Consider the following 24,590-nt stretch of genomic DNA (forward strand, 5'->3'; position numbering starts at 1 on the left):
ACTCACCCCGCGGGCGGTACGGCCAGTGAGGCCCCGAGCGGCTCGCCGGAGGTGCGCGAGAAGAAGCAGAAGTAGGCGCGGTCTCCGGCCGCCCACTGCACGTCGTTCGCCGGGTAGGCACCCTGCCACTGGAGGTCGGGCACCGTCTCGGCCACCGCGTAGTCGAGCACTGTGGGGGCCGTACAGAGCAGGTTGAGGCGCGACGCGAGTTCGGCTTCGCCAGGGAAGGGCGCCGCGGCGTCCTCGGTGAACGCGCCCTTCGACACGAGTTGGGCGTTGTGGTCGGAGGCACAGTCGGCCACGGTGAATTGCCGCTCCCAGGGCGAGGTGTACCCGCTCAGGCACTCGCCGCCGTGCAGGGTGTCCCAGTCGTGCACGCCGGGGGCGAGCGGCCCGGCGGGAGCGGCGTCGGCGGCGGGAGCGGGGGTCGTCGGGGCCGGGGTCGAGGTGGGCGTCGGGGTTGCGGATGCCCCGGCGCTGCCGGAGCCGGATGTCGCATTCACGACCGGCGCGGCCTCCCCACCGCCGCCCACGCGCAACCCGGCGAAGAACAGCCCCACGATCACGGCGAGCAGCACGACCCCGCCCGCGATCAGCAGCCACGTGGTACGGCTGAGCCCCCCGCCCGCCGGAACCGGGCCGGCAGCGTGTGCCGCGTGCCCACCGCCATGGGCGGGGGTGCCAGTACCGTCACCCGCGGCCGAACTCGCCGAGCCCGCGGGCGGAACGGCGTCGTCGCGGCGCTGCGGGTCGTTCGGGGGCCGGGTCATGTCACTCCAGACCGAGGTCCGCCAATCCGATCGCGTAGTGGTAGGGGTAGCCGGCCTCTTCGATCCGCTCCCCCGCGCCCGTGTTGCGGTCGACCACGACGGCCACGCCCGCGATGACGGCGCCCGCCTTCTCGAGCGCGGCGATCGCGGCCAGGGGCGAACCGCCGGTGGTCGAGGTGTCCTCGAGCACGATGACGCGTTTGCCCGCGACATCCGGCCCCTCCACCTGGCGACCGCGACCGTGGTCTTTCGGCTCCTTGCGCACCACGAAAGCGTCGTAGGCGAGGCCCCGGGCGGCACCCTGGTGCAGCACCGCGGCGGCGATCGGGTCGGCGCCCATCGTCATCCCGCCCACGGCGTCGACGTCGCGGATACCCGAGATGAGGTCGAGCATGACCTGCCCGATCAGTGGGGCCACCCGGTGGTCGAGCGAGACCCGGCGCAGGTCGACGTAGTACGACGCCTTCTTGCCGCTCGTGAGGGTGAAGTCGCCGTGGAACACGGCATCCGTCTTGATGTAGTCGATGAGTTGGCTTCGCGCGTCGGTCACGGGGCCCAGTTTATCCGGGGGCGCCGGACACGCTTAGCTGGTGGGGTGACTACGACACCCTCCGTGCTCGCCCTCGCCGGCCTCTCCGACACCGCCGAGCAGATCTACCTCTTCGTCATCCACCGCGGCAAGACCCTCCTCTCCGACGTGACAGCGCGGTTCGACCTCGACGACACCGCCGCGACGGAACAGCTCGAATCGCTCCGTCGCATCGGCCTGATCTCGCGCGAGCGCAGTGATGCGGGATTCTACGTGCCGGTCGATCCGCGCTACTCGCTCACCTCGATGGTCGAGCAGCTGAGTGAGGGCGTGGGGCGCATCCGGCAACTCATCCCCCACCCTCGCCGACCAGTTCGACCGCAGCGCCACGAGCGCGGAGGAGAACGCCGAGACGCGCATCCTGAGCGACCGGGACGCCGTGGCCAGCTGGTACGTGCGGCTGCAGCATCAGGCCACCCGGGAGCTGCTCGTGTTCGACCGGCCGCCGTACGTCTCGTCGTCGCTCGAGCCCCTCGAAGCGGTGGTGCTCGGGCGAGGGGTCTCCTGGCGGGCGATCTACACGGGCGACAGCTTCAGCCGCGAAGACAGCTGGGAGGAGGCGGAGCGGTTGGCCGAGCACGGCGAGCAGGCGCGCATCCTCGCGGAGCTGCCGGTGAAGCTCGCCATCGCCGACCGCACCACCGCGCTCGTCTCCCTGAGCGTCGAAGAGGGGCGGAGCGACGCGATCGTCACCGAGTCGGCGCCGATGGTGGCGGCGCTCTGCGACCTGTTCGAGTTCTACTGGGCGAGGGCACTGCCGCTGCCGGAGGCGCGCGAGCGGATGCGCAACCCGGCCGCCGTCGATCCCGATCCCGTTCCCACCCCCGCCGCGACGGTCGTCGCCCGCCGCATCACCCGCGAGGAGCAGGCCATCCTGGCACTGATCGGCGCCGGCCTGAAGGACGAGGTGATCGCCCGGCGGCTCGGGATGTCGACTCGCTCGCTCCGGAGGCGCAGCCATCAGCTGATGGTCGAACTCGGTGCCGACAACCGGTTCCAGGCGGGGGTGGAAGCCGCCCGGCGCGGCTGGGTGTGACCGCCGTGTGACGCCTCCGTTACAGCTCTGTTTCCGGATGTGGCAGCCTGCGGCCACCGTCCGCTGACGGCCACGAACAGGATGTCGGTGACCTCCAAACTGGGAGGCGCCGCGCGCTGCGGCCCCATTCCCTCCGGAGGTTCGCACCGTGACCGGCTCTCTCACCCGCACCCGACGCCCGCGTCGATCCCGTCGCCTGGCCGGAGCGCTCGCCGCGCTCGCCTCGGCCGCGCTCGTCGGGGTCGCCTGCCTCGTTCCGGCGGGCGCCGCCGTCGCCGCTCCCGCGGCCGGCGCAGCCACCGCCCCGGCAACCCCCACCGCGGCCCCGCCTGCGGGCGGCTACGAGGCCGGGCACTACATCGTCACGCTCAAAGACCCCGCGGTCGCGAGCTACACCGGCGGCATCGCGGGACTCCGCGCCACCCGCGACGGCGACCTCGACACCACCTCGCGCGCGGTGCAGAGCTACGCGGCCCACCTCTCGACGACGCAGGACGACCTCGCGGCCGAGGTCGGCGCATCCATCACCACCTCCTACACGCTCGCCACCAACGGCTTCTCGAGCGAACTGAGCGCCGAGCAGGCGCAGAAGCTGGCCGACGACCCGCGCGTGGCCGCGGTGGTGCCCGACGAGATCCTGCAGCTCGACGAGCCGGAGTCCTCGACCCAGTTCCTCGGCCTCGACGGCGACGACGGCGTCTGGGCGGCCATCGGCGGCGTGGAGAACGCGGGCAAGGGTGTGGTGGTCGGCGTGATCGACACCGGCATCGCTCCCGAGAACCCGTCGTTCGCGGGAGATCCGCTCGGCACGACGCCGGGTGACGCGCCGTATCTCGACGGCGACACGATCGTGTTCGACAAGGCCGACGGCTCGCAGTTCCACGGCACCTGCGTGGCCGGAGTGCAGTTCTCGGCCGACGACTGCTCCACCAAGATCGTCGGCGCGCAGTTCTTCGTCGACAACTTCGGCGCCGACAACATCGGAGACCCGGGCATCGGCGAGTACCTCTCGCCGCGCGACGGCGTGGGCCACGGCTCGCACACCTCGAGCACCGCGGCCGGCCAGCACGACGTGCCGGCGACCGTCGCGGGGGCGGAGCTCGGCGAGATCTCGGGCGTGGCTCCGGCCGCGAAGATCGCCGCCTACAAGGTGTGCTGGGAGGGTCCGGATGCCGTCTCGCCCGACGACGACGGATGCGCGACCGGCGACATCCTGCACGCCATCGACGCCGCCGTGGCCGACGGGGTCGACGTGATCAACTACTCGATCGGCGCGGGTGCGGCGCAGACCACGGTCTCGCTCACCGACCAGGCCTTCTTCAACGCCGCGGCCGCCGGCATCTTCGTGGCGGCCTCGGCCGGCAACGACGGCGACGCCGCCTCCACGGCCGACAACGCCTCGCCATGGATCACCACCGTCGCCGCGAGCACCATCCCCACCCGCGACGCCACCGCCCGCCTGGGCGACGGCCAGGCCTTCGTCGGCGCGTCGATCACGCTGCCGGCCGACGGCACGGTCTCCGGGCCGCTCGTGGCGGCCACCGCCGCTGCAGCGCCCGGAGCGGCCGACCCGCGGCTCTGCGGACCGGACACCCTCGACGCGGCGCTGGTCGCCGGCGCGATCGTGCTCTGCGAGCGCGGCGTCATCGACCGCACCCTGAAGTCGGCCGAGGTCGCGCGGGCCGGCGGCATCGGCATGCTGCTCGTGAACCCCACCCAGAGCTCGCTCGACCTCGACGCGCACTCGGTGCCGACGGTGCACCTCAACGCCGACGCCTACGACGCCGTCACCGCCTACGCGGCGACCCCCGGCGCCACGGTGGCCTTCGAGACCGGCAACACCACCGACACCCCGTCGGCGCCGAGCCCGCAGGTGGCCGGGTTCTCCTCCCGCGGCCCGATCCTCGCCGACGGCGGCGACATGCTGAAGCCCGACATCACGGCGCCCGGCGTCGCGATCCTCGCCGCCGGACCGAACGCGGATTGGTCGCCCGCGACCTGGGAGTTCATGTCGGGAACCTCGATGGCCTCGCCGCACATCGCCGGACTCGCCGCGCTCTACCTGGGCGTGCATCCGGAGGCCGCACCCGCCGAGATCAAGTCGGCCATGATGACCACCGCCTACGACACGCTCGACGCGGGCGGCGCTCCGGCCGAAGACCCCTTCGCCCAGGGCGCGGGCCACGTCGACCCCACGCGCTTCTTCGAGCCCGGCCTCCTCTACCTCAACGACGTCGACGACTGGATGGCCTACACCGACGCCCTCGGATACTCCGGGTTCGGCAGCGATCCGCTCGACCCCAGCGACCTCAACCTGGCCTCCATCGCGGTCGGCGGCCTGCCCGGCACGCAGACCGTCACCCGCACGGTGACCGCCACCGCGCCCGGCAACTACACGGCACAGCCCGTCACGATGCCCGGCGTCGAGGTCGCGGTCTCGCCCACCACGCTGAGCTTCGGCGCGGCCGGCGAGCAGCAGAGCTACACCGTCACCTTCACCCGAACGGATGCCCCGCTCGACGCGTTCGTCACCGGTTACCTCGACTGGACCGACGGCGACACCGGCACCTCGGTGCGGAGCCCCCTCGCGGTGCGCCCGATCTCGCTCGACGCTCCCGCCGAGGCGGCCGGCGACGGGGCGACCGGCTCCGTCGACGTGGCCGTGCTGGGCGGCGACACCGCCACCTACGCGATCACCTCCTCCGGGCTGGCGCGCGGGCGGGTCGTCCGGGGCAGCGGTGAGGCCGGAAGCTCGACGCAGGCCTTCGTGGTCGAGGTTCCCGAGGGCAGCACCTTCGCGCGCTTCGACCTCGACGCCGCCGACGACTCCGCCGACCTCGACCTCAGCGTCTATGCGGTCGACACCCTCGATCACACGCAGCTGGTGGGGCAGTCGGCCACCGGATCGGCGGACGAACGGGTCGACCTCGGCTCGGATCAGCTGGCGCCCGGCCGTTACCTCGTGGCTGTGGACTTCTTCGCCGGCACCGGCGACCTGGCCTACACGCTCACGAACTCGGTGCTCGACCCGGCCACCGCGACGGGCGCGTTCGCGGTGTCGCCGACCTCCCTCTCCACGGTGACGGGCGAGCCGGCCACGGTCACGGCCTCGTGGTCGGGACTGGCACCGGGCGGCACCTACCTCGGACGCATCGCCTACGGCGACACCGGCCACAGCACGGTGGTGACCGTCACGACGCCGGGATCGCCCGACCTGCCGCCCGCGTCGGACGAGCCCGTCGCATCCGTCGACCCGTTCTGGATCCGAGCGGGTGACGGAACCACGCTGAGCGCCGCGGGGCTGACCCCGGGTGCTGCCTACACGGTGAGCCTCGACGGCGGCGCCGAGCCGCTCACCGCCGGCATCGTCGACGACAGCGGATCGCTGTGGCGCTACCTGCTGCTGCCCGGCGACCTCGCGCTCGGCGACCACACCTTCACCGTCGCGACGGCCGACGACACGATCGATGCCGGATTCGCGGTGAGCGACATCATCGCGCAGCACCTCGATCCCTGGGTGAACCACGACTTCGCCGGCAACCCGACTGTGTCGCTCGACGTCACGTTCGTGGGCAAGGGGTCGTTGCGGGTTCGGCTCGAGTCGGCCGACGGGCACGTCTACACCGACACCACCGAGCGCGCGGAGGCGCCGACGGATGCCCCGAACTACACCTATCGCACCGGCCCGTTCGCGGTGTCGCCGGCCTCGCTGACGGCGACGCTCTGGGTGGTCGACGACTCGGGCGCCCTGTCGCAGGAGATCACGACGACGTTCACGGCCGATCGGCTGCCGGCCTCGTCGATCACGCTCACGCCGAGTGCGACCGATCCGGCCGCCGTCGACGTGGCGGTCACGAACGCCGCGACGGTGCCGATCCAGCCCCGGGTGCAGTACAAGCTCTGCGCCGGGCCGATGGTGTTCGCCGAGGAGTTCTACGACGTGGGCGACACCGTCGAGACCTGGGACCTCACGGGCGTGACCCACGTCGACGTGCTGGCCGACGACGGATCGGGCACGGTGATCGCCTCCTACGACAACGCGGGACCGGCGCGCTGCACCGACGCACCGACGATCGCCCAGGACTTCTGGATGACGATGGATGCCCGCCCCGACACGGGCGACGCCGCGAACCCGATCACGCTGACGGTCAGCAACCGCATCGACACGCACAGCGCCGGGTTCGACCTCTCGGTCGGAGTCGGGAGCACCGTGTTCGAGACCGACCCGATCCTCTACGACCCGATCCCCACGCCGGTGCTCGACGAGCAGGGTCCGGTCGAGGAGCGCTCGCTGGCGGTCGCGGAGAACACCCCGTACTGGGCCACGGCCGAGTACGAGCAGCACCTCGAGTGGGGCTCGCTGCTGAAGCGGCGTGAGGCCCTCGTGCCGGCGCTGACGCTGGCGCAGCTGGCGGCGGTGCTGCCGGGCGATCCCGGGGATCCCGGCGATCCCGGACAGCCGGGCGCCCCGGGTTCGCCGAGCGATCCCACCACCCCGGCCACGCCGGCGCCGGCGGCATCGGGCGCCTTGGCGGCCACAGGACTCACGGTGGGCCTCCCGATCGCCGTGGCGCTGGCCCTGCTGGTTCTCGGTGCGGCGTTCCTGGTGGTGCGGCGCGTGCGGGCGACGCGTGCCGCCACGGCGGGAGCGCCCGGGGGTGCATCGTCTCCCTCCGTGATGGCTGCCGAGTCGCCGCGGTCGCCGGGGTCGCCGGCATCGCCAAGCGCGGGATCACCCCCGTCGCCGGATGCGCCCGGCTCCTCCTTCACGGACGGCGTGGGCGATGTCGAGTAACGCCCAGCCGACGCGCTCCGTCCCGGCATCCGCGCCGCAGCGGGTGGAGACGCCGCCCCGGCGTCCCCCGCTGCGCGCGGTCCCCCCGCTCGGTGTGGCCGTCCCGGCCGGTCGCCCGGTGTCGCCTCGCGAGGCCGAGCCGCAGACCGAGCCGCCCCAGCGCGCGCCGGCCCGCCTTGCGGCGGCACGCCGGACGGCGCGCCCGGCGCCCGAGGAGGAGCGCGGCTCCCGCGGCTGGGAGCTCACCCTCTTCCGCCACCTCAACTACCCCGGCACCCGGCGCTAGACGAGCCCCGAGTCAGCGCTCCGTGGCGAACTGCTGGCTTCCGAGCACCGCGAGGAGCTCGAGCTTGCCGGCGGCCTCCGTGCGGGGCGGGGCGGTGAGCACGAGCAGCGCTTGCGACTCGTCTTCGGTGAAGAGCACCTGGCAGTCGACCTCGATCTCGCCGAGCTCAGGATGCACGAGGGTCTTGTGGTCGGTGAACCGGCGATGCACCTCTTGTCGCTCCCACAGGCTCACGAACTCGGGGCTGCGCCGGCTGAGCTCACGGACGAGCTCCGACGCCCGGGAGTTCTGCCCCATCGCGCCGAGCGCCGCACGGAGGGAGGCGACGTGCGCGCGGCTCTGCCGGTCGCGATCGTGCTCGGGGTACCGCCGGCGCTCGGTCTCGGGGTGAACGAACCACCGATAGACCTCACTGCGCTCCAACCCGGTGTACCGGCTGGCGTCTCCGAAGAGCGCCACAGCCGGTTCGTTCTGCACGAGCGTCTCGCCGAGAACGGAGACGATCAGCGCCGGGGTATCGGTCAGGCGGTCCAGAACGCGCAGGAGCGCGGGCGCCACGTAGTCGCCGCCGCCGTGGCGATCGGGCGCGTCGAGTCCGGCGACGCGGAAGAGGTAGTCGCGTTCATCGGGCGTGAGCCGCAGGGCGCGGGCCACGGAGCCGAGGATCTGCGAGCTGGGTTGGGTGCTGCGACCCTGCTCGAGCCGGGTGTAGTAGTCCGTCGACATCCCTGCGAGCTGCGCGACCTCTTCCCGCCGCAGCCCGACCGCGCGCCGGCGTGGCCCGGCCGCCACACCGACGTCGGCCGGTTGCAGACTGTTGCGGTGGCGGGTCAAGAAGCTGCCGAGGGCGTCGCGATCCATGCTGACAGTCTGCATCGCTCGCCGGAGCTGAAACAGAGACCGGCAATCCCCCGATAAGCGCTCTCTGGTACGAATCGTGCGGGAATCGAAGAATCGACTCATGCACATCAGCGGAAACACCATCTTCATTCCCGGCGCGACCAGCGGCATCGGTCTCGAACTCGCCCTCGCACTCCACGCGAAGGGCAACGAGGTCATCGTCGGCGGTCGCCGCACCGAGCTGCTCGCGCAGATCACCGCCGAGCACCCCGGCATCCACACCGTCCGGATCGACACCACCGATGCCGACAGCATCCGTGACGCGTCATCGCACGTCATCGCGGAGCATCCGGACCTCAACGTCCTCATCGCCATGGCCGGAATCATGCACGCCGAGGACTGGACCCGTCCCGAGGGCTTCCTGGCCAGCGCGGAGGCCACGGTCACGACCAATCTGCTCGGCCCGATCCGTCTGATCGCCGCGTTCGTCGAGCACCTCCGGTCGCGGCCGGATGCGACGATCATGACCGTCTCCTCCGGACTGGCCTTCACCCCTTTGCGCATCACGCCCAGCTACAACGCCACCAAGGCCGCGATCCACATGCTCAGCGAGAGCCTGCGTCTGCAGCTGGCCGGCACATCGGTGACGGTGTCCGAACTCGAGCCGCCGTCGGTCGCGACCGACCTGATGCCCGGACAGCGAGAGAGCGCCTTCGCCATGCCTCTCGACGAGTTCGTCACCGAGGTCATCGGACTCATCGAGAGCGATCCCGACGCGCGCGAGATCCAGGTCGAGCGGGTGAAGTTCCTCCGCTACGGGGAGGCCCGCGGCGACTACGCCGAGACGGTGGCCGCGCTCAACCACCTCGACCCGCACGGAAACTGACCGCACCCACCCCGCGCGGCCCGGAGTCCCCACTCACCCGCACGTTTTCGCGCCACGGAACCGCGCGATTCCGCGAAAACGTGCGGGTCAGTGAGCGGCACGGGGGCGCCATCCGGAGGTCTAGAGTGGCGCCTCGCCCGGGGGGCGGGGGTGCTCGAGGGCGGCGAGCTCCTCCTGGGCGGCGTCGCGGCGCCAGCGCGCGGCGGGGCGGCGCCACCACGGCGCGGCCTCGAGTTGTGAGGTCGCCTCGCGCAACCGCACCTGCGCCGCGAGCAGCAGGGCGTCGCGCTCGAGGGCGGCCCGCTCCTTGGCGGTCGGTTCGTAGAGCGACTGTCCTCGGTCCTCGACGGCGACCGCGATCCACGCCGCCGCCACCAGCGTCACGACGCTCGTCAAACGGAACCACAGCAGCATCGCGATGAACACCACGAAGGTCGACAGGAGCGGATTGCGCGTCGCCCCGCCCAGGAGCTGCCCGCCGAGGAGCTGCAGCACGAGCAGTCCCGCTCCGCCCAGCAGGGCTCCCCCACGCATCCGCGCGATCGTCAGGTGCGCGTCGGCGAGGAACCGGTAGAGCACCATCAGGGCGACCACGTCGATCACGTACACGACCGCGAGGCCGATGGCGCCGACGAGCATCGTCGACCAGTCCTTCAGCGGTTCGTCGAGCAACGAGACCAGCCAGTCGATCGCGGCGGTGCTCGCGACGGTCAGCGCGGCCGCGGCGAAGAGCGCGGCGCCGAGCACCAGCGCCACGAGGAAGTCACGGGCCTTGAGGAGCACGTAGGAACGGCGGTCCTTCGGCAGTCCGAAGATGGCTCGCACGGCCATCCGGGAGTAGGTGATCCAGCCGATGGCCGTCCACACCAGCACCACGAACGCCGTGAGACCGGTGATGGTGAGCACCGAGGTGCTGGAACCGGCGATCGTGGTGAGATCGTCGACCGAGATCACGCCCGGGTCGGCGGTCGTGCCGATGAGACCCGGCACGTAGGTGTTGATCAGCTGGATGAGCGCATCCATCGTCTCGGGAGACCCGGTGAGCCAGATGCCGGCCACGGCGAAGACGATGTACACGGCGGCGAACACCGCGAACAGCGCCTGGTAGCTCATGCCCGAGGAGAGCAGGAACCCGTTGCCGGCGAGGAAGCGGCGCCACACGCGGGTCGGGAAGAGGGCGAGGGTGTTCTGGGTCAGGGTCGTGACGCGGGCGATCGGCTCTTCGAAGTGCTGCTCGAGGCGGTCGCGGAACGTCGGGTCGTCGCTCGGGGCTCCGGATGCCTGCCCCGCGTTCGTATCGCCTCCGCGCGGTCGATCCGCGCCCGCTCTCGCCATGCGGTCAGCCTAGCGACGGGGCGGGCGGCATCGCGATGACGGGGGGTGCCGGTAGCGTGGAGGCATGCGTGTTGCGACCTGGAATGTGAACTCGATCCGTGCACGAGTGGGCCGGGTGGTCGACTGGCTGGTGCGCGAAGACGTCGATGTGCTCGCCATGCAGGAGATCAAGTGCAAGGAGTCGCAGTTCCCCTTCGAGGCCTTCCACGACGCCGGCTACGAGGTGGTGCTCCACGGCCTCAATCAGTGGAACGGCGTCGCCTTCGCCAGCCGCCTGCCGATGACCGAATCCGCGAACACCTTCACCGGCATGCCCGGTTTCGGCAAGGCCCTCGACGACGGGTCGCTGCCGCTGGAGGCGCGGGCGCTCGGCGTGACGGTCGACGGGGTTCGACTCTGGAGCCTCTACGTGCCGAACGGGCGCATGGTCGACGACCCGCACTACACCTACAAGCTCGCCTGGCTGCAGGAGCTGGCCACGCAGACCAAGGCCTGGCTCGCCGCCCACCCCACCCAGCCGCTCGCGCTGATGGGCGACTGGAACATCGCCCCCCTCGACACGGATGTCTGGGACATGTCGGTCTTCGAAGGCGCCACCCACGTCTCCCCGCCGGAGCGCGCGGCCTTCGAGGTCTTCGAGCAGATCGGGCTCACGGATGTCGTGCGCCCCCTGGTGCCCACCGGTTACACCTACTGGGACTACAAGCAGCTCCGCTTCCCGCGCAACGAGGGCATGCGCATCGACTTCATCATGGGCTCCCAGCCCTTCGCCGAGCTCGTGACGGCCGCCCGCATCGACCGCAACGAGCGCAAGGGCGACGCCCCCTCCGACCACGTGCCGGTCGTGGTCGACCTCGACCTCGCGACCTCCGCCGACGATGACGACGACCGCCCGATGATCTTCGGCTGACGCCGCGCCGCCATCCGGCCACCGGAAGCGGGTATACATGGAGCATGTCCACTCCCACGGTCGGCGCCGGCTCGAACATGACGCCGGGTGTACCGCACGAACAGCCCGCTGAAGACCCGCGCGCACGCGCACGCCTCCGCCGCTGGCTGACCGTCGGGCTCACCGACAACACCGGCCGCCACCCCGGACCGGGCGCCGCCAAGCCGGAGAAGACGCACTCGTGGTGGCGCGTCATGTGCCTCACCGGCGTCGACTACTTCTCCACCCTCGGCTACCAGCCCGCCATCGCGGCACTGGCCGCCGGGCTCCTGAGCCCGTTCGCCACCATCATCCTCATCGTCATCACGCTCGCCGGCGCACTGCCCGTCTACCGGAGGGTGGCCCGCGAGAGCTTCCGCGGTGAGGGTTCGATCGCCATGCTCGAGCGGCTCCTCCCCTGGTGGGGCGGCAAATTGGTCGTGCTGGTGCTGCTCGGGTTCGCCGCCACCGACTTCATGATCACCATCACCTTGAGCGCCGCGGATGCCACGGCACACGCCATCGAGAACCCGTTCGCCCCGAGCTGGTTCGAAGGCCAGCAGGTGATCATCACCCTGGTGCTGATCGCCGCCCTGGCCGTGGTCTTCCTGCGCGGCTTCAAGGAGGCCATCAACATCGCCGTCGTGCTGGTGGCGGTGTTCCTCCTGTTGAACGCCGTGGTGATCGTGGTGAGCCTCACCCACGTGGCCGAGAATCCGCTCGTCATCGACGACTGGTGGGCAGCGCTCACCGCCAGCCACGGCAGCCCGCTGGTGATGGTGGGCATCGCCCTGATCGCCTTCCCGAAGCTCGCCCTCGGCCTCTCCGGTTTCGAGACCGGCGTCGCCGTGATGCCCCAGATCACCGGCAGCCCGAGTGACGACCAGAACAACCCGAAGAAGCGCATCCGTGGTGCCAAGAACCTGCTCACCACCGCCGCCCTCATCATGAGCGCATTCCTCATCACCTCGAGCGTCGTCACCACCCTGCTCATCCCGCAGGAGGCCTTCCAGCCGGGCGGCCCCGCCAACGGCCGCGCGCTGGCCTACCTCGCCCACGAATACCTCGGTGAGGGGTTCGGCACTGTCTACGACGTCAGCACCATCGCCATCCTCTGGTTCGCCGGCGCCTCGGCCATGGCCGGTCTCCTCAACCTGGTGCCGCGCTACCTCCCTCGCTACGGCATGGCTCCGCACTGGGCCGGACTCGTCCGTCCCCTCGTGCTCGTGTTCACCGCCATCGCCGTGATCATCACCCTCTGGTTCGGGGCCAATGTCGACGCCCAGGCCGGCGCCTACGCCACCGGCGTGCTCGTGCTCATCACCTCGGCATCCGTCGCCGTGACGCTGTCGGCGATGCGCAAGAAGCAGCGGGCGGCCACGATCGGGTTCGCCGTGGTGTCGGTCGTGTTCCTCTACACCACCATCGCCAACATCATCGAACGGCCCGACGGCGTGCGCATCGCCGCCCTGTTCATCGTCGGCATCATCGCGGTGTCGATCATCTCGCGGGTGCAACGCTCCTTCCAGCTCCGCGCGACATCCGTCACCCTCGACCCGGTGGCGGTCGACTTCGTGCTGACGGATGCCGACGAGTACGACTCGATCCGCATCATCGCCAACGAACCCGACGACGGATCGGCCCGCGAATACAGCCAGAAGGTGGCGGAGGAGCGGCGCGACAGCGGCATCCCGCAGCGCTCGCCGGTCATCTTCCTCGAGGTCTACCCCTCCGACTCCTCCGATTTCGAGGAGGACCTCCTGGTGCGGGGCGAGACCGCGCACGGCTACCGGGTGCTGCGGGTGACCAGCGGCAACATCCCGAACACCATCGCCACGGTATTGCTCGAGATCCGCGACATCACGGGCGTGGTGCCGAACATCTACTTCGAGTGGACGGAGGGCAGCCCCATCTCGAACATGTTCAAGTACCTCGTCACCGGCACCGGCGAGGTCGCCCCCGTCACCCGCGAGGTGTTGCGGCGGGCCGAGCGCGACCGGCGGCACCGGCCCGAGGTGCACGTCAGCTAGACCGGCGACGGATGCGCACCCTGAGCATCCGCTCCACGCTCGGAATTTCGGCCCGCTCGTGTCGTTAATAGCTGTATGTCCACGAAGACTCTGACCATTGAGAACCACGACGAGACGGTCGCCGACGGCATCGTCCTGATCGACTTCTGGGCCGACTGGTGCGGCCCCTGTAAGCAGTTCGCCCCCGTGTTCGAGAAGGCCTCCGCCGAGCACGGCGACATCACCTTCGCGAAGGTCGACACCGAGGATCAGCGCCAGCTGGCCGCCTCCTACGGCATCACCTCCATTCCGACGCTGGTCGGGTACCGCGACGGCATCCCGATCTTCGCGCAGCCCGGCGCCCTCCCCGGCCCCGTGCTCGAAGACGTCATCGCCCAGGTGCGCGCTCTCGACATGGAGACCGTGAAGAAGGACTACGCCGAGGCCGTCGCCAAGCAGGCCGCCGGCGCCTCCGACACCGCGGAGTAGGCAGCACCCACACGAAGAAGGGCTCCCGCACGAGTTGTGCGGGAGCCCTTTTCGATCTCCGGATGAGCCGGGGTGAGCGGCTGCGTTACGCGGCCTGCTCCTCGGTCTCGAGCGCGTCGAGGTCGGCCACGAACTGGGTGAGGAAGGCGCGCAGCTGCTCCACGATCTCCGCGTCCTCCTTGGGGTGGGTCTCCGCGAAGCGCACCATCGAGTTGGGCACGGCGAGTACGGTGCTCTCGATGACGCGGGCACCCGCGATCCCGTAAGCCTTACGAGCCTCGTTCTGGGCCCACACGCCGCCGAACTGCGCGAACGAGGTGCCGATGATGGCGAGCGGCTTGCCCGAGATGGAGCTCGAGCCGAAGGGGCGCGACGACCAGTCGATGGCGTTCTTCAGGTTCGCCGGGATGGTGCCGTTGTGCTCGGGGGTGACGACGAGCACGGCGTCGGCGGCCGCGATGGCCGCGCGGTACTCGACGACGGCCTCGGGCAGCTGGCCTTCGACGTCGACGTCCTCGTTGTAGAGCGGCAACGCGCCGTGGCCTTCGTAAAGGTGCAGGTTCGCGCCTTCCGGGGCGAGTTCGACTGCCGCCTGGGCGAGCTGGCGGTTGGTGGAGGCGGCGCGCAGGCTGCCGACGAGAACGAGGATGTCAGTCATGCTTCTCCTAAGTGAGAGGGGGCCGCCGGATGCCGGCGAGCTCGGTGTATGGAGGGTTCAACCGGACCGCGGTCCGTTTATTCCCGCCGTGCTACAGTCCGTGCATGGACTCGACCGGCGCCCGATCCGAAGCCTCACGCGGCCGTCCATCCGCTCCTTCGCCGGAGCCCCCGAGCGACCTGCCGCTGGGCGCCCTGGTCGGCGTCTCGCTGGGTCTGCCGACGAGCATCCGGCCCGCGGGAACAGCTGCGGTCGGCGCTCCGCCCGCCGAACGCTCGGATGCCGCGCGCAACCGGGAGCGCATCCTCACCACCGCCCGCCTCCTCATCGAGCGCGACGGCGTCGAGGCCCTCACGATGGATGTGCTCGCCACCGAGGCGGGCGTCGGCAAGGGCACGATCTTCCGGCGGTTCGGCTCGAGCACGGGGGTCTTCCGCGCTCTGCTCGACGAGACCGAGCGGGAGTTCCAGAGCCGGATGATCAGTGGGCCGCCTCCGCTCGGTCCCGGCGCCGATCCGATCGAGCGGCTCGTCGCCTTCGGGCGTGCGCGCATCCAGGTGCTCCCTGCGCAGGGCGATCTGCTCCGCAAGTCCGAGGCGCCGCCGGAGTCGCGCTATTCCGTGCCGGCCCGCCAGGTGACGGAGGTGCACGTGGTGAGCCTGCTGCGGCAGGCCGGCGTCGAGGGCGACCTGCCGGTGCTCGCCTTCAACCTCATCTCGATGCTCGAGGCGATCCTCATCCTCCCGCCCGGGGCGCTGCGCGGCGTCACGACGTCACGCCTGGCCGACGGCTGGGAGGAATTGGTGCGCCGACTGGCTCCGTGATGGATGCCCCGCGGTTCAGTCGGCCATGACGCGGCCCGAGACCGCGAGGAGGGCGCCACGCGGAAGCAGGCCCGTCGCGGCCGCCGTCGCCGCGTTGGCGCGGCCCGAGACGAGACTCGCCGGCGTGGAGCGCTTGTCGAGCGCCCGGAGCGCGGCCGACACCACCTGCTCGGGCGTCTGGAACCGCCCGACCGCCGCCGCCTCACTGCCCACCACGTCGAAGAACTCGGTGCGGGTCGCGCCCGGACTGAGGGCCAGCACCTTCAGCCCTGACTCCCGCGTCTCGAAGGCGACCGCCTCGGTGAAGTGCAGCACGAACGCCTTCGTGGCGCCGTACACGGCCATGAACGGCGTGGGCTGATACGCCGCCGTGCTGGCGATGTTCACCAGGGCTCCGGAGGCAGGCCCTCCCGCCGCCGCCAGCAGGTCGGGGAGGAAGGCGCGCGACACGTCGACCAGAGCGGCCACGTTGAGCTGGATCTCGGATGCCAGCACCGCCGCATCCTCCTCGGCAAACAGTCCCCGGGTGCCGAAGCCGGCGTTGTTGATCACCGTCTGCACCGTGATTCCGCGCTCGGCGAGTTCGGCGCGCAGTCGGCCGCCCGCATCCGGAACGGCGAGATCGAATTCGAGGGCGGTGGCGGTGACCCCGAAACGGTCGTGGAGCTCGGCGGCCAGTTGCTCCAGGCGTTCGATGCGCCGGGCGACGAGCACGACGTCGGCCCCTCGGGCGGCGAACTGCGTCGCGAACTCGACGCCGAGACCCGAGCTGGCGCCGGTGATGAGAGCGATGGTTCCGCGATAGGTCATTGTCATGATTCCAATGTAGGCAGTGTCAGCATTGTTGTCAACGACTACATGCCGGTAAGCTGAGAACATGAGCACCACGAGGACGCCCGGTGCCGCCGATCCGGGCGGCGGATCGGGCACCAGCTACCACCACGGCAACCTGCGCTCGGCGCTGCTCGAGCGTGCCGAGGCGACCATCGAGGTAGACGGCGTGGAGAGTCTCTCGCTACGTCAGCTCGCTCGCGACCTCGGGGTGAGCCACGGGGCGCCGGGCCGGCACTTCCGCGACAAGCAGGCTCTGCTCGACGCGCTCGCCTACGACGGGTTCGTGGCGATGAACGCCCGGCTCGACGCCGCCGTCGCGAGCGAGGGCTCGGTCGCCGAGCGTCTCGGAGCCGTCGCGCACGCGTACGTCGCCTTCGCGGTCGAGCATCGCGCTCTGCTGCAGGTCATGTACGCCACGAAGCACGCCCCGGATGCCAGCCCGCGGCTGCAACGGATCGGCCACGCCAGCCTTGCGAAGACCACCGATCTCATCCGCGCCGCTCAGGCATCCGGAGACGTCGCATCCGGCGACCCCGACCGTCTCGCTCTCGTGGCCTTCGCGGCGGTGCACGGTGTCGCGACCCTGGCCACGAACGACCTGCTCGACGGCGTACCGGTCGATGACGCCACGCGCGCCACCGTCGACCTGCTCTGGGCCGGCCTCACCGCCGGCCTGGCCGCGGGCGTCACCCCGCCCGAGCGCTGACGCCCGCCGGGCCGGGGCGAGCCGGGCCGGACCGCCCCGCTCTCAGGCGCGAAGCTCGATGTGGCGGGAGTGCCGCACCACTCGCGGCACCACGATCCAGAGCAGCACCACCACCAGCAGGATCACCACGCCGATGACGATCCCCCCGACCCGCCCGAACACGAAGTCGAAGATGAGCATCCCGGTTCCGGCCAAGGTCAGGGCCACGCCGAGCATCGTGAACTGCAGGATGCGATCGGTCGCGTGCACCACCTCCGCCTTCTTGCGCTGCCGGAACAGCGCTCGATGCAGACTCACCGGCGTGAGCCCGAACACGGTGGTGAGGATCGACGTCACCACCAGGCAGAGGTACACGGTGCGCTGGTAGTCGTCGAGCTCCTCGAACCGCGACTGGAACACGGCGGCGAGCAGGAATCCGGTGAGGATCTGAGTCCCCGTCTGGATCACCCGCAGCTCCTGCAGCATCTCGCTCCAGTTGCGGTCGAGCCGTTCGTTCTCGGTCTCGTCGCGGCCGTCACCCGGTACGGCGTCGATGCGGTCGTCGGTGCGGTCGGAGGGGGTCACGTCGTCCATGACCCATCTGTAGCACGAGGCTCCGCCGTATGCTCGTGGCAGGCCCGCCGAGACGCCGTGCGCGGCGTGTCGAATTCGGGAGCGGAGGGATGATGGAGTCGCTGGCCGCGATCGCCCGCGAGCTGTACGCCCTCACGCCGGGCGAGTTCATCGCGGCGCGCAACGCCCGCGCCAAGGCGGCCGGTGACGACGGCGACCGGCCGCTCGCGGCGCGCATCCGGGGTCTCGCGAAACCTTCCGTGGCGGCCTGGGCCGTGAACGCGTTGGTGCGCCATCGTTTCGAGGAGGTCGACGCTCTGCTCGACCTGGGCGAACGGATGCGCGCGGCTCAGGATGCGCTCGACCGCGATGCCCTCCGCGAGCTGGGCCGCGACCGGCAGCGGATGCTCGCCGGCATCGCTCGGTCGGCTCGCGAACTCGGTGACGAGCTCGGCACCGCCGTGTCGGAGTCCGCGGCGACCGAGGTGCAGCAGACCCTTCAGGCGGCGATGGGCGACGAGGCCGCGGCGGCCGCTGTGCGCGACGGCACGCTCGTTCGCACCTTCAGCGGATCGGGGCTCGACCCCGTCGACCTCGCGGGAGCCGTCGCGGTGCCCGAGTCTCTCGGCGCGGAGGCGCCGCCCCGGTCCCGCATCCCCGCCGCGGGCGGCGACGTGGCTCACGATCCGGCACGTCGGCCGGATTCGGCGCAGTCTCCGTCACCTCGCGGGGCGACCGGGCCCGTCACGAAGGCGACCCGAGCGGGCGGAGACGAACTCGAGGCCCGACGGGAGGCACGCCGCGAGGCGAAGCTCCAGGCCAAGAGAGAGGCCGAAGAGGCGCGACAGGACGCCGAGGCGGCCGAGGCCGAACTCGCCACCCTCGATCTCCGCATCCGCGACACCAAGGACGAGCGCCGCGACCTCGCCGAGGAGCTGCGGGAATTGAAGCAGCGAGTCGAGCGACTCCACGACGCCGTGACCGAGGCCGACCTGCTGGCCGCCTCGCTCCGCAAGGAGCGCGCAGCCGCGCAGCGGGCATCCGATGCCGCCGGCCGCGCCGCCACGCGCGCGCGCCAGCGCTACGAGAAGATGCCCTGAGCAGCGTACGTCGTGCCCCGCTCCGACGAGGTCGACCGTCCGCGCCCCGCCGGCCCACCACAGGCCCAGCCACCTAAACCGACGAGGTCGACGGTGGGTGGCGCCCCGGCCCACCACGGGCCCAGCCGACCGGACCGACGAGGTCGACCATCGGCGCCGCGCCGGCCCACCCCGGGCCCAGCCGACCGGACCGACGAGGTCGACCGCCGGTGCCCCGCGGGGCCACTCCGGGCTCAGCCGGCGCAGGTGACGTTCGTGACGGGGCCCGGCGCATCCGCCCCCGCCACCGTGGCGACGTTGTCGCACCCCACCTCGTTGCCCGCGCCACGAGCCGCGCCGACCACCGCCACCGCGTAGCCCGACGCCGCCACGGCGAAGTCGTTCGCGGCGATGATGTTGCCGGCCCCCCAGCCGTCAACGATCACGTGCACCTGCACCCCATCGGTCGGCGCCGCGGTGCCGCGGTTGTCGCTCACCGTCCAGCCGGAGCCCTTCAGGTCGATGAGCGAATCCACCTCCGTGATGGCCGAACCGTCGAGCGTGTTGGCCAGAAGCCGCCCGCCCGTCGTTCCCTCCTTCACGTCGATGGCCTCGGCCGTGGTGCCCGTGATGGTGTTGCCGCTGATGAGGTTGCGGTCGCTCGCGTCGGGGCTGCAGGCCGACACCGTGCACCAGTTGCTCTGCGCGGTCCCCACGTAGACGCCCTCGCCGAAGCGGGCGTTACGCAGGCCGGTGGTCGAGATCGTGGAATCCTGCACCGTGTTGTCGCTCGAGCCCGCCCGCAGGTGCACGGCCTCGTCGCCGGTGCGCGTCACCGTCAGGCCGGTGAGCACGTTCGAGGAGGAACCGTCGAGCATCACGCCCTTCTGGCCGCCCGTCACGGTGAAGCCCTCGAGCCGCCAGTTCGACGCGCCCTGCAGGTGCAGGGTGTAGCCGGTGTCGGTGGAGCCGCCGTCGAGCACGGCTCCGGATGCTCCGCAGAGAGTGATCGGTTCTGCGGCGGTTCCCGAGGCGGCGATCGTGAACGTCCCGGCGTAGCGGCCGTCGGCGAGAACGACGACGGCTCCCGGGGTGGCCGCGGAGAGGGCATCCGTGAGCTCGGCGGCGGTGGAGACGAGGGTGCCCGCGGGGCACGATGCCGGGGCGACGGAGGCGGAGGCGGAGGCGACGGACGCCGGGCCCGCGGCCGAGCATCCGGAGACCGCGGCGAGGAGCAGGGCGGCACCCGCGACGAGAGCGCCGACCGACCGAGCTGATACCCCCATCGCACCAGCCTACAAAGGGGGTGGCGAGGCGACGGACACGCGCCGCCCCGGCTCGCTATGCTGTCGGGAAGCGCCCGACCCGGCCTGACCCTGCACCGCCCCGCACGACCCGATCCCGCTCGGCCCACCCAGCCGAGTGCTTCCTCTGCTCGAAAGGCAGGCGGCCCGATGTCCAGCGACCTCTCGTCGTTCCTCGGCGACGTCAGCACCTCACTCCTGTGGCTGCTGCCCTTCGGCGTGTTCGGGATCGTGTCGTGGAGCTTCTGGCTCATCCGCAAGCTCATCTCGGCCAGCACCAAACCTGTGGTGAACGACTACCGCACCACGACCACGGTCGTCGTCCCCTCGTACCACGAAGACCCCGCCGTGCTGCTGCGCTGCCTCGAGACCTGGCGGCGGCAGGGGCCGAGCCGCATCGTGATCGTGCTCGACGTGGCCGACACCGAGGCGCAGCAGCTGATCGAGGAGCGCGGGTACCCCGAGGTCGACGTCATCATGTTCAAGCACCGGGGTAAGCGGTCGGCGCTCGGCGTGGGCATCCGGGCGGCGACACCGAGCTCGTCGTGCTCGTCGACTCCGACACCGGGTGGGAGGAGGGGATGCTCGACGCCATCCAGATGCCCTTCATCGACGCCGCCGTCGGCGCGGTGAGCACCCGGCAGAACGTCTACCTGCCGAAGACGAGCGTGTGGCGACGGGTGGCCGACTGGATCATCGATCTGCGCTACTACGACTACGCGCCCGCCATGGGGCGCTACGGGGGCGTGATCTGCGCCTCGGGCCGCACGAGCGCCTACCGGCGCGAGGTCATCCTGCCGCAGCTGCACGACCTCGAGCACGAGATCTTCCTCGGCAAGGAGTGCGTGGCGGGCGACGACGGACGGCTCACCTGGCTCGTGCTCTCGGCGGGCTACCGTGTGACCCACCAGGACTCGGCGCGGGCGCTCTCGATGTTCCCCGACACCTTCCGGGCCTTCGTGAAGCAGCGGGTGCGGTGGAGCCGCAACTCCTACCGGTGCTACCTGACGGCGATCCGGCGGGGCTGGATCTTCCGGGTGCCGTTCATCTCGCAGATCACGGTGATGCAGATCCTCTTCACCCCCGTGAGCATGCTGATCGCGATCTTCTACGTGTTCCACGCGCTCACCGCGCCGCTGCCGCTGCTCGCGTTCGCGATGGCGCTGCTGTGGGTGCTGGTCGGCCGCGGCATCCGGGGCATCTCGCACCTGTGGCGGCGACCCGAGGACATCGTGATCCTGCCACTCGTGGCCGTGATCATCATGCTCGTGGCGCTCCCGATCAAGACGTACGCGCTGTTCACCATGAACACCCAGGGGTGGCTGACGCGCTCGGCCGACAGCATCGGTGGCGAGGGGCAGACCGAGTCGACGCTGCGGACGCCTGCGGCAGCCGAGGGCGAGAAGCCCCAGGCGACAGCCGGCATCGAGAAGCAGGACGCGTGTCGGGCGTGAGCGGGGAGGGAAAGGGTCGCGGCGGCGGCGACGAGACCGGCACGGGTTTCACCGCCGAGGAGCGCGGCGACACCGTGGGTCGCACCCGTCGCAACCTCGTGCGCATCCTGATCCCGGTGCTCATCCTCGCGGGCATCGGCGGCACCGTCATCGCCTCCCACGGCGCGCCCGCGGCACTGACCGGCTTCGTGAACGGACTCCTCGGCAGCCCGTCGGGCACGCCGGGCCCGTCGGCGGTCTCGCCCGCGACCACGCCGGCGACGGATGCATCCGGCACAGCTGGCGCATCCGACACCACCTCCGCGGCACCGGCCCCCTCGCCCACCTCGACCTCGGCCGATCAGCAGTGGCTCGACCTCATCGCCGCCAACGCGGCCACCACCGTGCCGAGCACGACGTTCTCGCCCTACCCGGTCGATCCGTCGGCCGAGACCCAGAGCCGGCTGGTGCTCAGTCAGGACACCCGATGGTCGCTGCTGGCCCGAGGCCTCCCAGTCATCGGCATGGAGACCACCGGCATCGTGCTGCCCGGCGCCGCGCCCACCACTCTCGACGACCTCATCGCCGCCGGGATGGCGACGCGTGTGGACGCGACCACGGTGCTGGTCACGAAGACGGTGTTCGTGAGCAAAGGCGCCGTGCTCAAGCTCGACGCACCGGGCCAGACGATCCGCCTGCTCAGCCACGCCGGCGAGTTCATGCCGATCGTGGTGTGGGGTGGGGAGCTGGACATCACGGGCAGCGACGGCGCCCCGGTGACCATCACGTCGTGGGATCCGGAGAGGGCCGCGCCCGACGTCGATGTGAGCGACGGGCGCGCCTACGTGCGGGTGAACGAGGGCCGGGTCGCCGTGGACCATCTCGACGCGAGCGATCTCGGATTCTGGAGCGGCGAGACCGGTGGCTTCGCGCTCACCGGCGCGGGCTCGTTCGGGTCGACGGGCACCATCGCGCATTCCCGTTTCTCCGGCCAGCACATCGGCGTGTACGTGAACGCGTCGACCGACGTGACCCTCAGCGACAGCGTCGTCCGTGACTCGGATGACGAGGGAGTCGCCATCGGGGCGACCTCGCAGCGGATCGCGATCACGGGAACGACGGTCGAGAACTCCGGAGGCCACGGAATCGCGGTGGGCACGGGCGTCGGCGACGTCACCGTGGATGCCGCGACCCTCACCGGTAACGGCGGCTACGGACTGCGATTCGACGGGTCCCCGCGGGCCTCGGGCGACAACGTCGCCGGCTTCAGCGCCGAGAACTCGAAGGTGCTGACGGTGAACGGCAGCACTCTCGAAGGCAACCGCTCCGGCGGCGTCTCGGTGATCGCCACGAGCAACGTGACGGTGTCGGGCAATTCGGTGACCGAGAAGACCGTGGGCATCTCCCTGCGCGACTCGCAGGGGGAGGTCACCGGCAACACGGTCCAGGTCACGGGCGGCAACGGAATCGTGTTCGATGGCGCCCTCACGTCGGCGCGGGCCGAGGGGAACACGATCTCGGGCAACGGGCCGAGCGCGATCGCGCAGACGAACGGCGCCGACGACGTGCAGCTCGCGTCGAACACCGACTCGGGGTGGGCCGTGCAGTGGGAACTGCTGCTGTGGATCGAGGCGCATCCGCTCGCCCTGCTCTGGGCGCTGCTGCTCGTCATCCCGGTGACGGGGATCGCGTTCGTGTTCTACCGGCGGCGACGGCAACGACGCATCCGCGAGCTCGTCGAGTCGGCCACGATCGCGGTCGCGAAGGCCGAGAAAGAGCGCTACGAGCTCGAGCGCAACGGCGGGGTCACGCCCGCGACGGCGGGTGCGCCGGCTGCTTCGCCGGCCGCCGTGGTGACGGCCGCCGCCGTCGTGGTCGCGCAGGCGACCCGCGATGCCGTCGGCGAGTCACCCGAGGAGATCCGGCGGCGGCTCGGCACCTCGGCCCGGTGGCCCGGAGCGCCCGGAGCGCCCGGAGCGACCAGCATACCCGCCCGCGCCGAGCGCCCCGGTGCCGCGACCACCCAGCCCGCACACACATCCGTAGCGCCCGGCGCAGCCGACGACAGGGCGGGCCACACAGGTTCGGGCTCTGCAACGAACTTCGGCCGCTTCAGCTCGGTGGAGGAGCTGGCCGTGGCCTCGGTCCTCGACGCCGGCAAGCCGATCGACCGGGTGGCGACGGCCCTCCGGGTGCCGGTGGGCTCGGTGGCCGGCTGGGTGGCGAAGGCGCGCCGGCTGCGCGCCGAACAGGAGAACGGCGGGCGCGACTGACGCGCCCGGTGCCGTCGTTCGGAACTCAGGGTGCGAGCAGTGCCGCGATGAGCACCAGCACCGGCACGGCGGCGAGCGTGGTGAGCAGCACCGTGTCTCGGGCGAGCACGACGCCGCGTTCGTAGCGCGCCGCGTAGTTGTAGATGTTCTGGGCCGACGGGAGCGCGGCCAGCGCCACCACTCCGAAGAGGTCGGCCGGATCCAGCCCGAGGAGTCGCCCGACGACATATGCCACCAGCGGCATGATCACCACCTTGATGGTTCCGGCGACCAGGATCGCCCGTCGACCGGTCCCGGGTTGCAGAGGGCGCTGACCGACGAGCGAGATCCCGAACGCCAGCAGCACCATCGGCACCGCGGCACCGCCGACCAGCTCGAAGGGGGCGAGCACCGCATCCGGCAGCGTGATTCCGGTCACGGCCACGACGATTCCCGCCGCGGACGCGATGATGATCGGGTTGCGCAGCGGTTGCGTGAGGATCGACCGCACCGACGCCGACCCGCGTGACGCCGTGTCGAGCACCGCAAGGAGGGCCGGCGCCATGACGATGAGCTGCAGGAGCAGCACCGGGATGAGCAGTTGGGTGTTGCCCAGCACGTAGGTCGCCACCGGCAATCCGATGTTGTTCGCGTTCACGTACGACGACGCGCCGGCGCCCACCGCCGTCTCGGCGAGCGGCTGCCGGAACCAGAGACGCGAGGCCACGACGTACAGCGCGATCGCCACCAGGGTCGCCGCCATCGACGCGATGGTCGGCACCGCGACGATGTCCGACGGGTGCGACCGCGCCAGCACGGTGAACAGCAGCGCCGGCATCGCCACGAAGAACGCCACCCGGTTCAGCACCAGGCCGGTCGTCGGCGGCACGATCCGCCACCGCTGCACCGCGTAGCCCACCAGGATCACGACGCCGATGATCCCGAATCCGGTCAGCACCCCCAGCATGTCGCGTCCCGGGCCCGC

At 71.1% G+C, this 24,590-nt stretch carries 22 protein-coding genes; 13 read left to right on the forward strand and 9 right to left on the reverse strand.

The annotated features are described in order from the left end of the window. Positions 1–2 precede the first annotated feature (2 nt). The gene (locus ACFJGU_RS06610) at positions 3–770 is read right to left on the reverse strand and encodes a hypothetical protein (protein ID WP_382308748.1); all 768 of its coding nucleotides are present in this window, start codon (positions 768–770) and stop codon (positions 3–5) included. A gap of 1 nt (position 771) precedes the next feature. Beyond that, complete coding sequence (gene pyrE, locus ACFJGU_RS06615; protein WP_374858424.1) at positions 772–1,320, reverse strand: orotate phosphoribosyltransferase; 549 nt, start codon at positions 1,318–1,320, stop codon at positions 772–774. Between the two features lie 301 nt (positions 1,321–1,621). Between pyrE and ACFJGU_RS06620 the strand changes: the two genes are divergently transcribed. The 3 genes from ACFJGU_RS06620 (at position 1,622) to ACFJGU_RS06630 (ending at position 7,476) form a co-directional block, all read left to right on the forward strand. Beyond that, positions 1,622–2,395, forward strand: coding sequence for a hypothetical protein (locus ACFJGU_RS06620; RefSeq protein WP_382308750.1), 774 nt, complete (start codon positions 1,622–1,624; stop codon positions 2,393–2,395). 148 nt (positions 2,396–2,543) lie between these two features. Beyond that, entirely contained in the window at positions 2,544–7,190 is a 4,647-nt protein-coding gene (locus ACFJGU_RS06625) for a S8 family serine peptidase (protein WP_382308752.1), read from the forward strand. Then, complete coding sequence (locus ACFJGU_RS06630; protein WP_382308753.1) at positions 7,180–7,476, forward strand: hypothetical protein; 297 nt, start codon at positions 7,180–7,182, stop codon at positions 7,474–7,476. Before ACFJGU_RS06625 ends, ACFJGU_RS06630 begins: the two co-directional genes overlap by 11 nt. A gap of 12 nt (positions 7,477–7,488) precedes the next feature. Here ACFJGU_RS06630 and ACFJGU_RS06635 read toward each other — a convergent pair whose 3' ends face one another. Further along, the gene (locus tag ACFJGU_RS06635; protein WP_382308755.1) at positions 7,489–8,337 is read right to left on the reverse strand and encodes a helix-turn-helix transcriptional regulator; all 849 of its coding nucleotides are present in this window, start codon (positions 8,335–8,337) and stop codon (positions 7,489–7,491) included. A 100-nt stretch (positions 8,338–8,437) separates the two neighbouring features. Here ACFJGU_RS06635 and ACFJGU_RS06640 point away from each other — a divergent pair, with 100 nt between their 5' ends. Then, entirely contained in the window at positions 8,438–9,202 is a 765-nt protein-coding gene (locus tag ACFJGU_RS06640) for an SDR family oxidoreductase (RefSeq protein ID WP_382308757.1), read from the forward strand. Between the two features lie 120 nt (positions 9,203–9,322). Here the strand turns inward: ACFJGU_RS06640 and ACFJGU_RS06645 are convergent, their stop codons facing one another. After that, positions 9,323–10,537: a YihY/virulence factor BrkB family protein gene (locus tag ACFJGU_RS06645; RefSeq protein ID WP_382308759.1), complete on the reverse strand. Its 1,215-nt coding sequence runs from the start codon at positions 10,535–10,537 to the stop codon at positions 9,323–9,325. A 64-nt stretch (positions 10,538–10,601) separates the two neighbouring features. Between ACFJGU_RS06645 and ACFJGU_RS06650 the strand changes: the two genes are divergently transcribed. The 3 genes from ACFJGU_RS06650 (at position 10,602) to trxA (ending at position 13,963) form a co-directional block, all read left to right on the forward strand. Then, on the forward strand, positions 10,602–11,447 hold the full coding sequence (locus ACFJGU_RS06650) for an exodeoxyribonuclease III (RefSeq protein ID WP_382308761.1): 846 nt from the start codon (positions 10,602–10,604) through the stop codon (positions 11,445–11,447). A 77-nt stretch (positions 11,448–11,524) separates the two neighbouring features. Further along, positions 11,525–13,495 (forward strand): amino acid transporter, encoded by a 1,971-nt coding sequence (locus ACFJGU_RS06655; protein ID WP_382310299.1) that lies wholly within the window; start codon positions 11,525–11,527, stop codon positions 13,493–13,495. A 75-nt stretch (positions 13,496–13,570) separates the two neighbouring features. Beyond that, entirely contained in the window at positions 13,571–13,963 is a 393-nt protein-coding gene (trxA, locus tag ACFJGU_RS06660) for a thioredoxin (protein ID WP_382308762.1), read from the forward strand. Between the two features lie 85 nt (positions 13,964–14,048). Here the strand turns inward: trxA and ACFJGU_RS06665 are convergent, their stop codons facing one another. Further along, the gene (locus ACFJGU_RS06665) at positions 14,049–14,621 is read right to left on the reverse strand and encodes an NAD(P)H-dependent oxidoreductase (protein ID WP_382308764.1); all 573 of its coding nucleotides are present in this window, start codon (positions 14,619–14,621) and stop codon (positions 14,049–14,051) included. A 104-nt stretch (positions 14,622–14,725) separates the two neighbouring features. Between ACFJGU_RS06665 and ACFJGU_RS06670 the strand changes: the two genes are divergently transcribed. Further along, complete coding sequence (locus ACFJGU_RS06670) at positions 14,726–15,445, forward strand: TetR/AcrR family transcriptional regulator (RefSeq protein WP_382308766.1); 720 nt, start codon at positions 14,726–14,728, stop codon at positions 15,443–15,445. Between the two features lie 15 nt (positions 15,446–15,460). Here ACFJGU_RS06670 and ACFJGU_RS06675 read toward each other — a convergent pair whose 3' ends face one another. Then, positions 15,461–16,261: an SDR family NAD(P)-dependent oxidoreductase gene (locus ACFJGU_RS06675; RefSeq protein WP_382308768.1), complete on the reverse strand. Its 801-nt coding sequence runs from the start codon at positions 16,259–16,261 to the stop codon at positions 15,461–15,463. Positions 16,262–16,322: 61 nt separating this feature from the next. Between ACFJGU_RS06675 and ACFJGU_RS06680 the strand changes: the two genes are divergently transcribed. Continuing rightward, positions 16,323–16,985: a TetR/AcrR family transcriptional regulator gene (locus tag ACFJGU_RS06680; protein WP_382308770.1), complete on the forward strand. Its 663-nt coding sequence runs from the start codon at positions 16,323–16,325 to the stop codon at positions 16,983–16,985. Between the two features lie 42 nt (positions 16,986–17,027). Here ACFJGU_RS06680 and ACFJGU_RS06685 read toward each other — a convergent pair whose 3' ends face one another. Further along, positions 17,028–17,558 (reverse strand): DUF6328 family protein, encoded by a 531-nt coding sequence (locus tag ACFJGU_RS06685; protein ID WP_382308772.1) that lies wholly within the window; start codon positions 17,556–17,558, stop codon positions 17,028–17,030. Positions 17,559–17,647: 89 nt separating this feature from the next. Here ACFJGU_RS06685 and ACFJGU_RS06690 point away from each other — a divergent pair, with 89 nt between their 5' ends. After that, complete coding sequence (locus ACFJGU_RS06690; RefSeq protein WP_382308774.1) at positions 17,648–18,637, forward strand: hypothetical protein; 990 nt, start codon at positions 17,648–17,650, stop codon at positions 18,635–18,637. 233 nt (positions 18,638–18,870) lie between these two features. On the opposite strand, the gene ACFJGU_RS06695 is transcribed toward ACFJGU_RS06690, so the two are convergent. Continuing rightward, positions 18,871–19,902, reverse strand: coding sequence for a right-handed parallel beta-helix repeat-containing protein (locus ACFJGU_RS06695; RefSeq protein ID WP_382308776.1), 1,032 nt, complete (start codon positions 19,900–19,902; stop codon positions 18,871–18,873). Between the two features lie 168 nt (positions 19,903–20,070). Between ACFJGU_RS06695 and ACFJGU_RS06700 the strand changes: the two genes are divergently transcribed. Genes ACFJGU_RS06700 through ACFJGU_RS06710 form a run of 3 tightly spaced genes read left to right on the forward strand, consistent with a single transcriptional unit; the run spans position 20,071 to position 23,626 of the window. Further along, a complete protein-coding gene (locus tag ACFJGU_RS06700) occupies positions 20,071–20,553 on the forward strand; it encodes a glycosyltransferase (protein WP_382308778.1) in 483 nt (160 codons plus the stop codon). Then, positions 20,466–21,374 (forward strand): glycosyltransferase, encoded by a 909-nt coding sequence (locus tag ACFJGU_RS06705; RefSeq protein WP_382308780.1) that lies wholly within the window; start codon positions 20,466–20,468, stop codon positions 21,372–21,374. Before ACFJGU_RS06700 ends, ACFJGU_RS06705 begins: the two co-directional genes overlap by 88 nt. After that, the gene (locus ACFJGU_RS06710) at positions 21,362–23,626 is read left to right on the forward strand and encodes a right-handed parallel beta-helix repeat-containing protein (protein ID WP_382308782.1); all 2,265 of its coding nucleotides are present in this window, start codon (positions 21,362–21,364) and stop codon (positions 23,624–23,626) included. Before ACFJGU_RS06705 ends, ACFJGU_RS06710 begins: the two co-directional genes overlap by 13 nt. Before the next feature lie 25 nt (positions 23,627–23,651). Here the strand turns inward: ACFJGU_RS06710 and ACFJGU_RS06715 are convergent, their stop codons facing one another. Then, a complete protein-coding gene (locus ACFJGU_RS06715; RefSeq protein ID WP_382308784.1) occupies positions 23,652–24,572 on the reverse strand; it encodes an AEC family transporter in 921 nt (306 codons plus the stop codon). Positions 24,573–24,590: the final 18 nt, after the last annotated feature.

The sequence above is a fragment of the Herbiconiux sp. UC225_62 genome, from assembly GCF_042694625.1.
Taxonomy (GTDB): domain Bacteria; phylum Actinomycetota; class Actinomycetes; order Actinomycetales; family Microbacteriaceae; genus Herbiconiux.

Bases quoted from the DNA above. Each gene is read 5' to 3' on its own strand.
- ACFJGU_RS06690 (WP_382308774.1), top strand. From the start codon at position 17,648: ATGATGGAGTCGCTGGCCGCGATCGCCCGCGAGCTGTACGCCCTCACG.
- ACFJGU_RS06685 (WP_382308772.1), bottom strand. From the start codon at position 17,558: ATGGACGACGTGACCCCCTCCGACCGCACCGACGACCGCATCGACGCC.
- ACFJGU_RS06655 (WP_382310299.1), top strand. From the start codon at position 11,525: ATGACGCCGGGTGTACCGCACGAACAGCCCGCTGAAGACCCGCGCGCA.
- ACFJGU_RS06665 (WP_382308764.1), bottom strand. From the start codon at position 14,621: ATGACTGACATCCTCGTTCTCGTCGGCAGCCTGCGCGCCGCCTCCACC.
- ACFJGU_RS06675 (WP_382308768.1), bottom strand. From the start codon at position 16,261: ATGACAATGACCTATCGCGGAACCATCGCTCTCATCACCGGCGCCAGC.
- trxA (WP_382308762.1), top strand. From the start codon at position 13,571: ATGTCCACGAAGACTCTGACCATTGAGAACCACGACGAGACGGTCGCC.
- ACFJGU_RS06640 (WP_382308757.1), top strand. From the start codon at position 8,438: ATGCACATCAGCGGAAACACCATCTTCATTCCCGGCGCGACCAGCGGC.
- ACFJGU_RS06645 (WP_382308759.1), bottom strand. From the start codon at position 10,537: ATGGCGAGAGCGGGCGCGGATCGACCGCGCGGAGGCGATACGAACGCG.
- ACFJGU_RS06670 (WP_382308766.1), top strand. From the start codon at position 14,726: ATGGACTCGACCGGCGCCCGATCCGAAGCCTCACGCGGCCGTCCATCC.
- ACFJGU_RS06700 (WP_382308778.1), top strand. From the start codon at position 20,071: ATGTCCAGCGACCTCTCGTCGTTCCTCGGCGACGTCAGCACCTCACTC.
- ACFJGU_RS06715 (WP_382308784.1), bottom strand. From the start codon at position 24,572: ATGCTGGGGGTGCTGACCGGATTCGGGATCATCGGCGTCGTGATCCTG.
- ACFJGU_RS06635 (WP_382308755.1), bottom strand. From the start codon at position 8,337: ATGGATCGCGACGCCCTCGGCAGCTTCTTGACCCGCCACCGCAACAGT.
- ACFJGU_RS06610 (WP_382308748.1), bottom strand. From the start codon at position 770: ATGACCCGGCCCCCGAACGACCCGCAGCGCCGCGACGACGCCGTTCCG.
- ACFJGU_RS06650 (WP_382308761.1), top strand. From the start codon at position 10,602: ATGCGTGTTGCGACCTGGAATGTGAACTCGATCCGTGCACGAGTGGGC.
- ACFJGU_RS06695 (WP_382308776.1), bottom strand. From the start codon at position 19,902: ATGGGGGTATCAGCTCGGTCGGTCGGCGCTCTCGTCGCGGGTGCCGCC.
- ACFJGU_RS06680 (WP_382308770.1), top strand. From the start codon at position 16,323: ATGAGCACCACGAGGACGCCCGGTGCCGCCGATCCGGGCGGCGGATCG.
- ACFJGU_RS06630 (WP_382308753.1), top strand. From the start codon at position 7,180: ATGTCGAGTAACGCCCAGCCGACGCGCTCCGTCCCGGCATCCGCGCCG.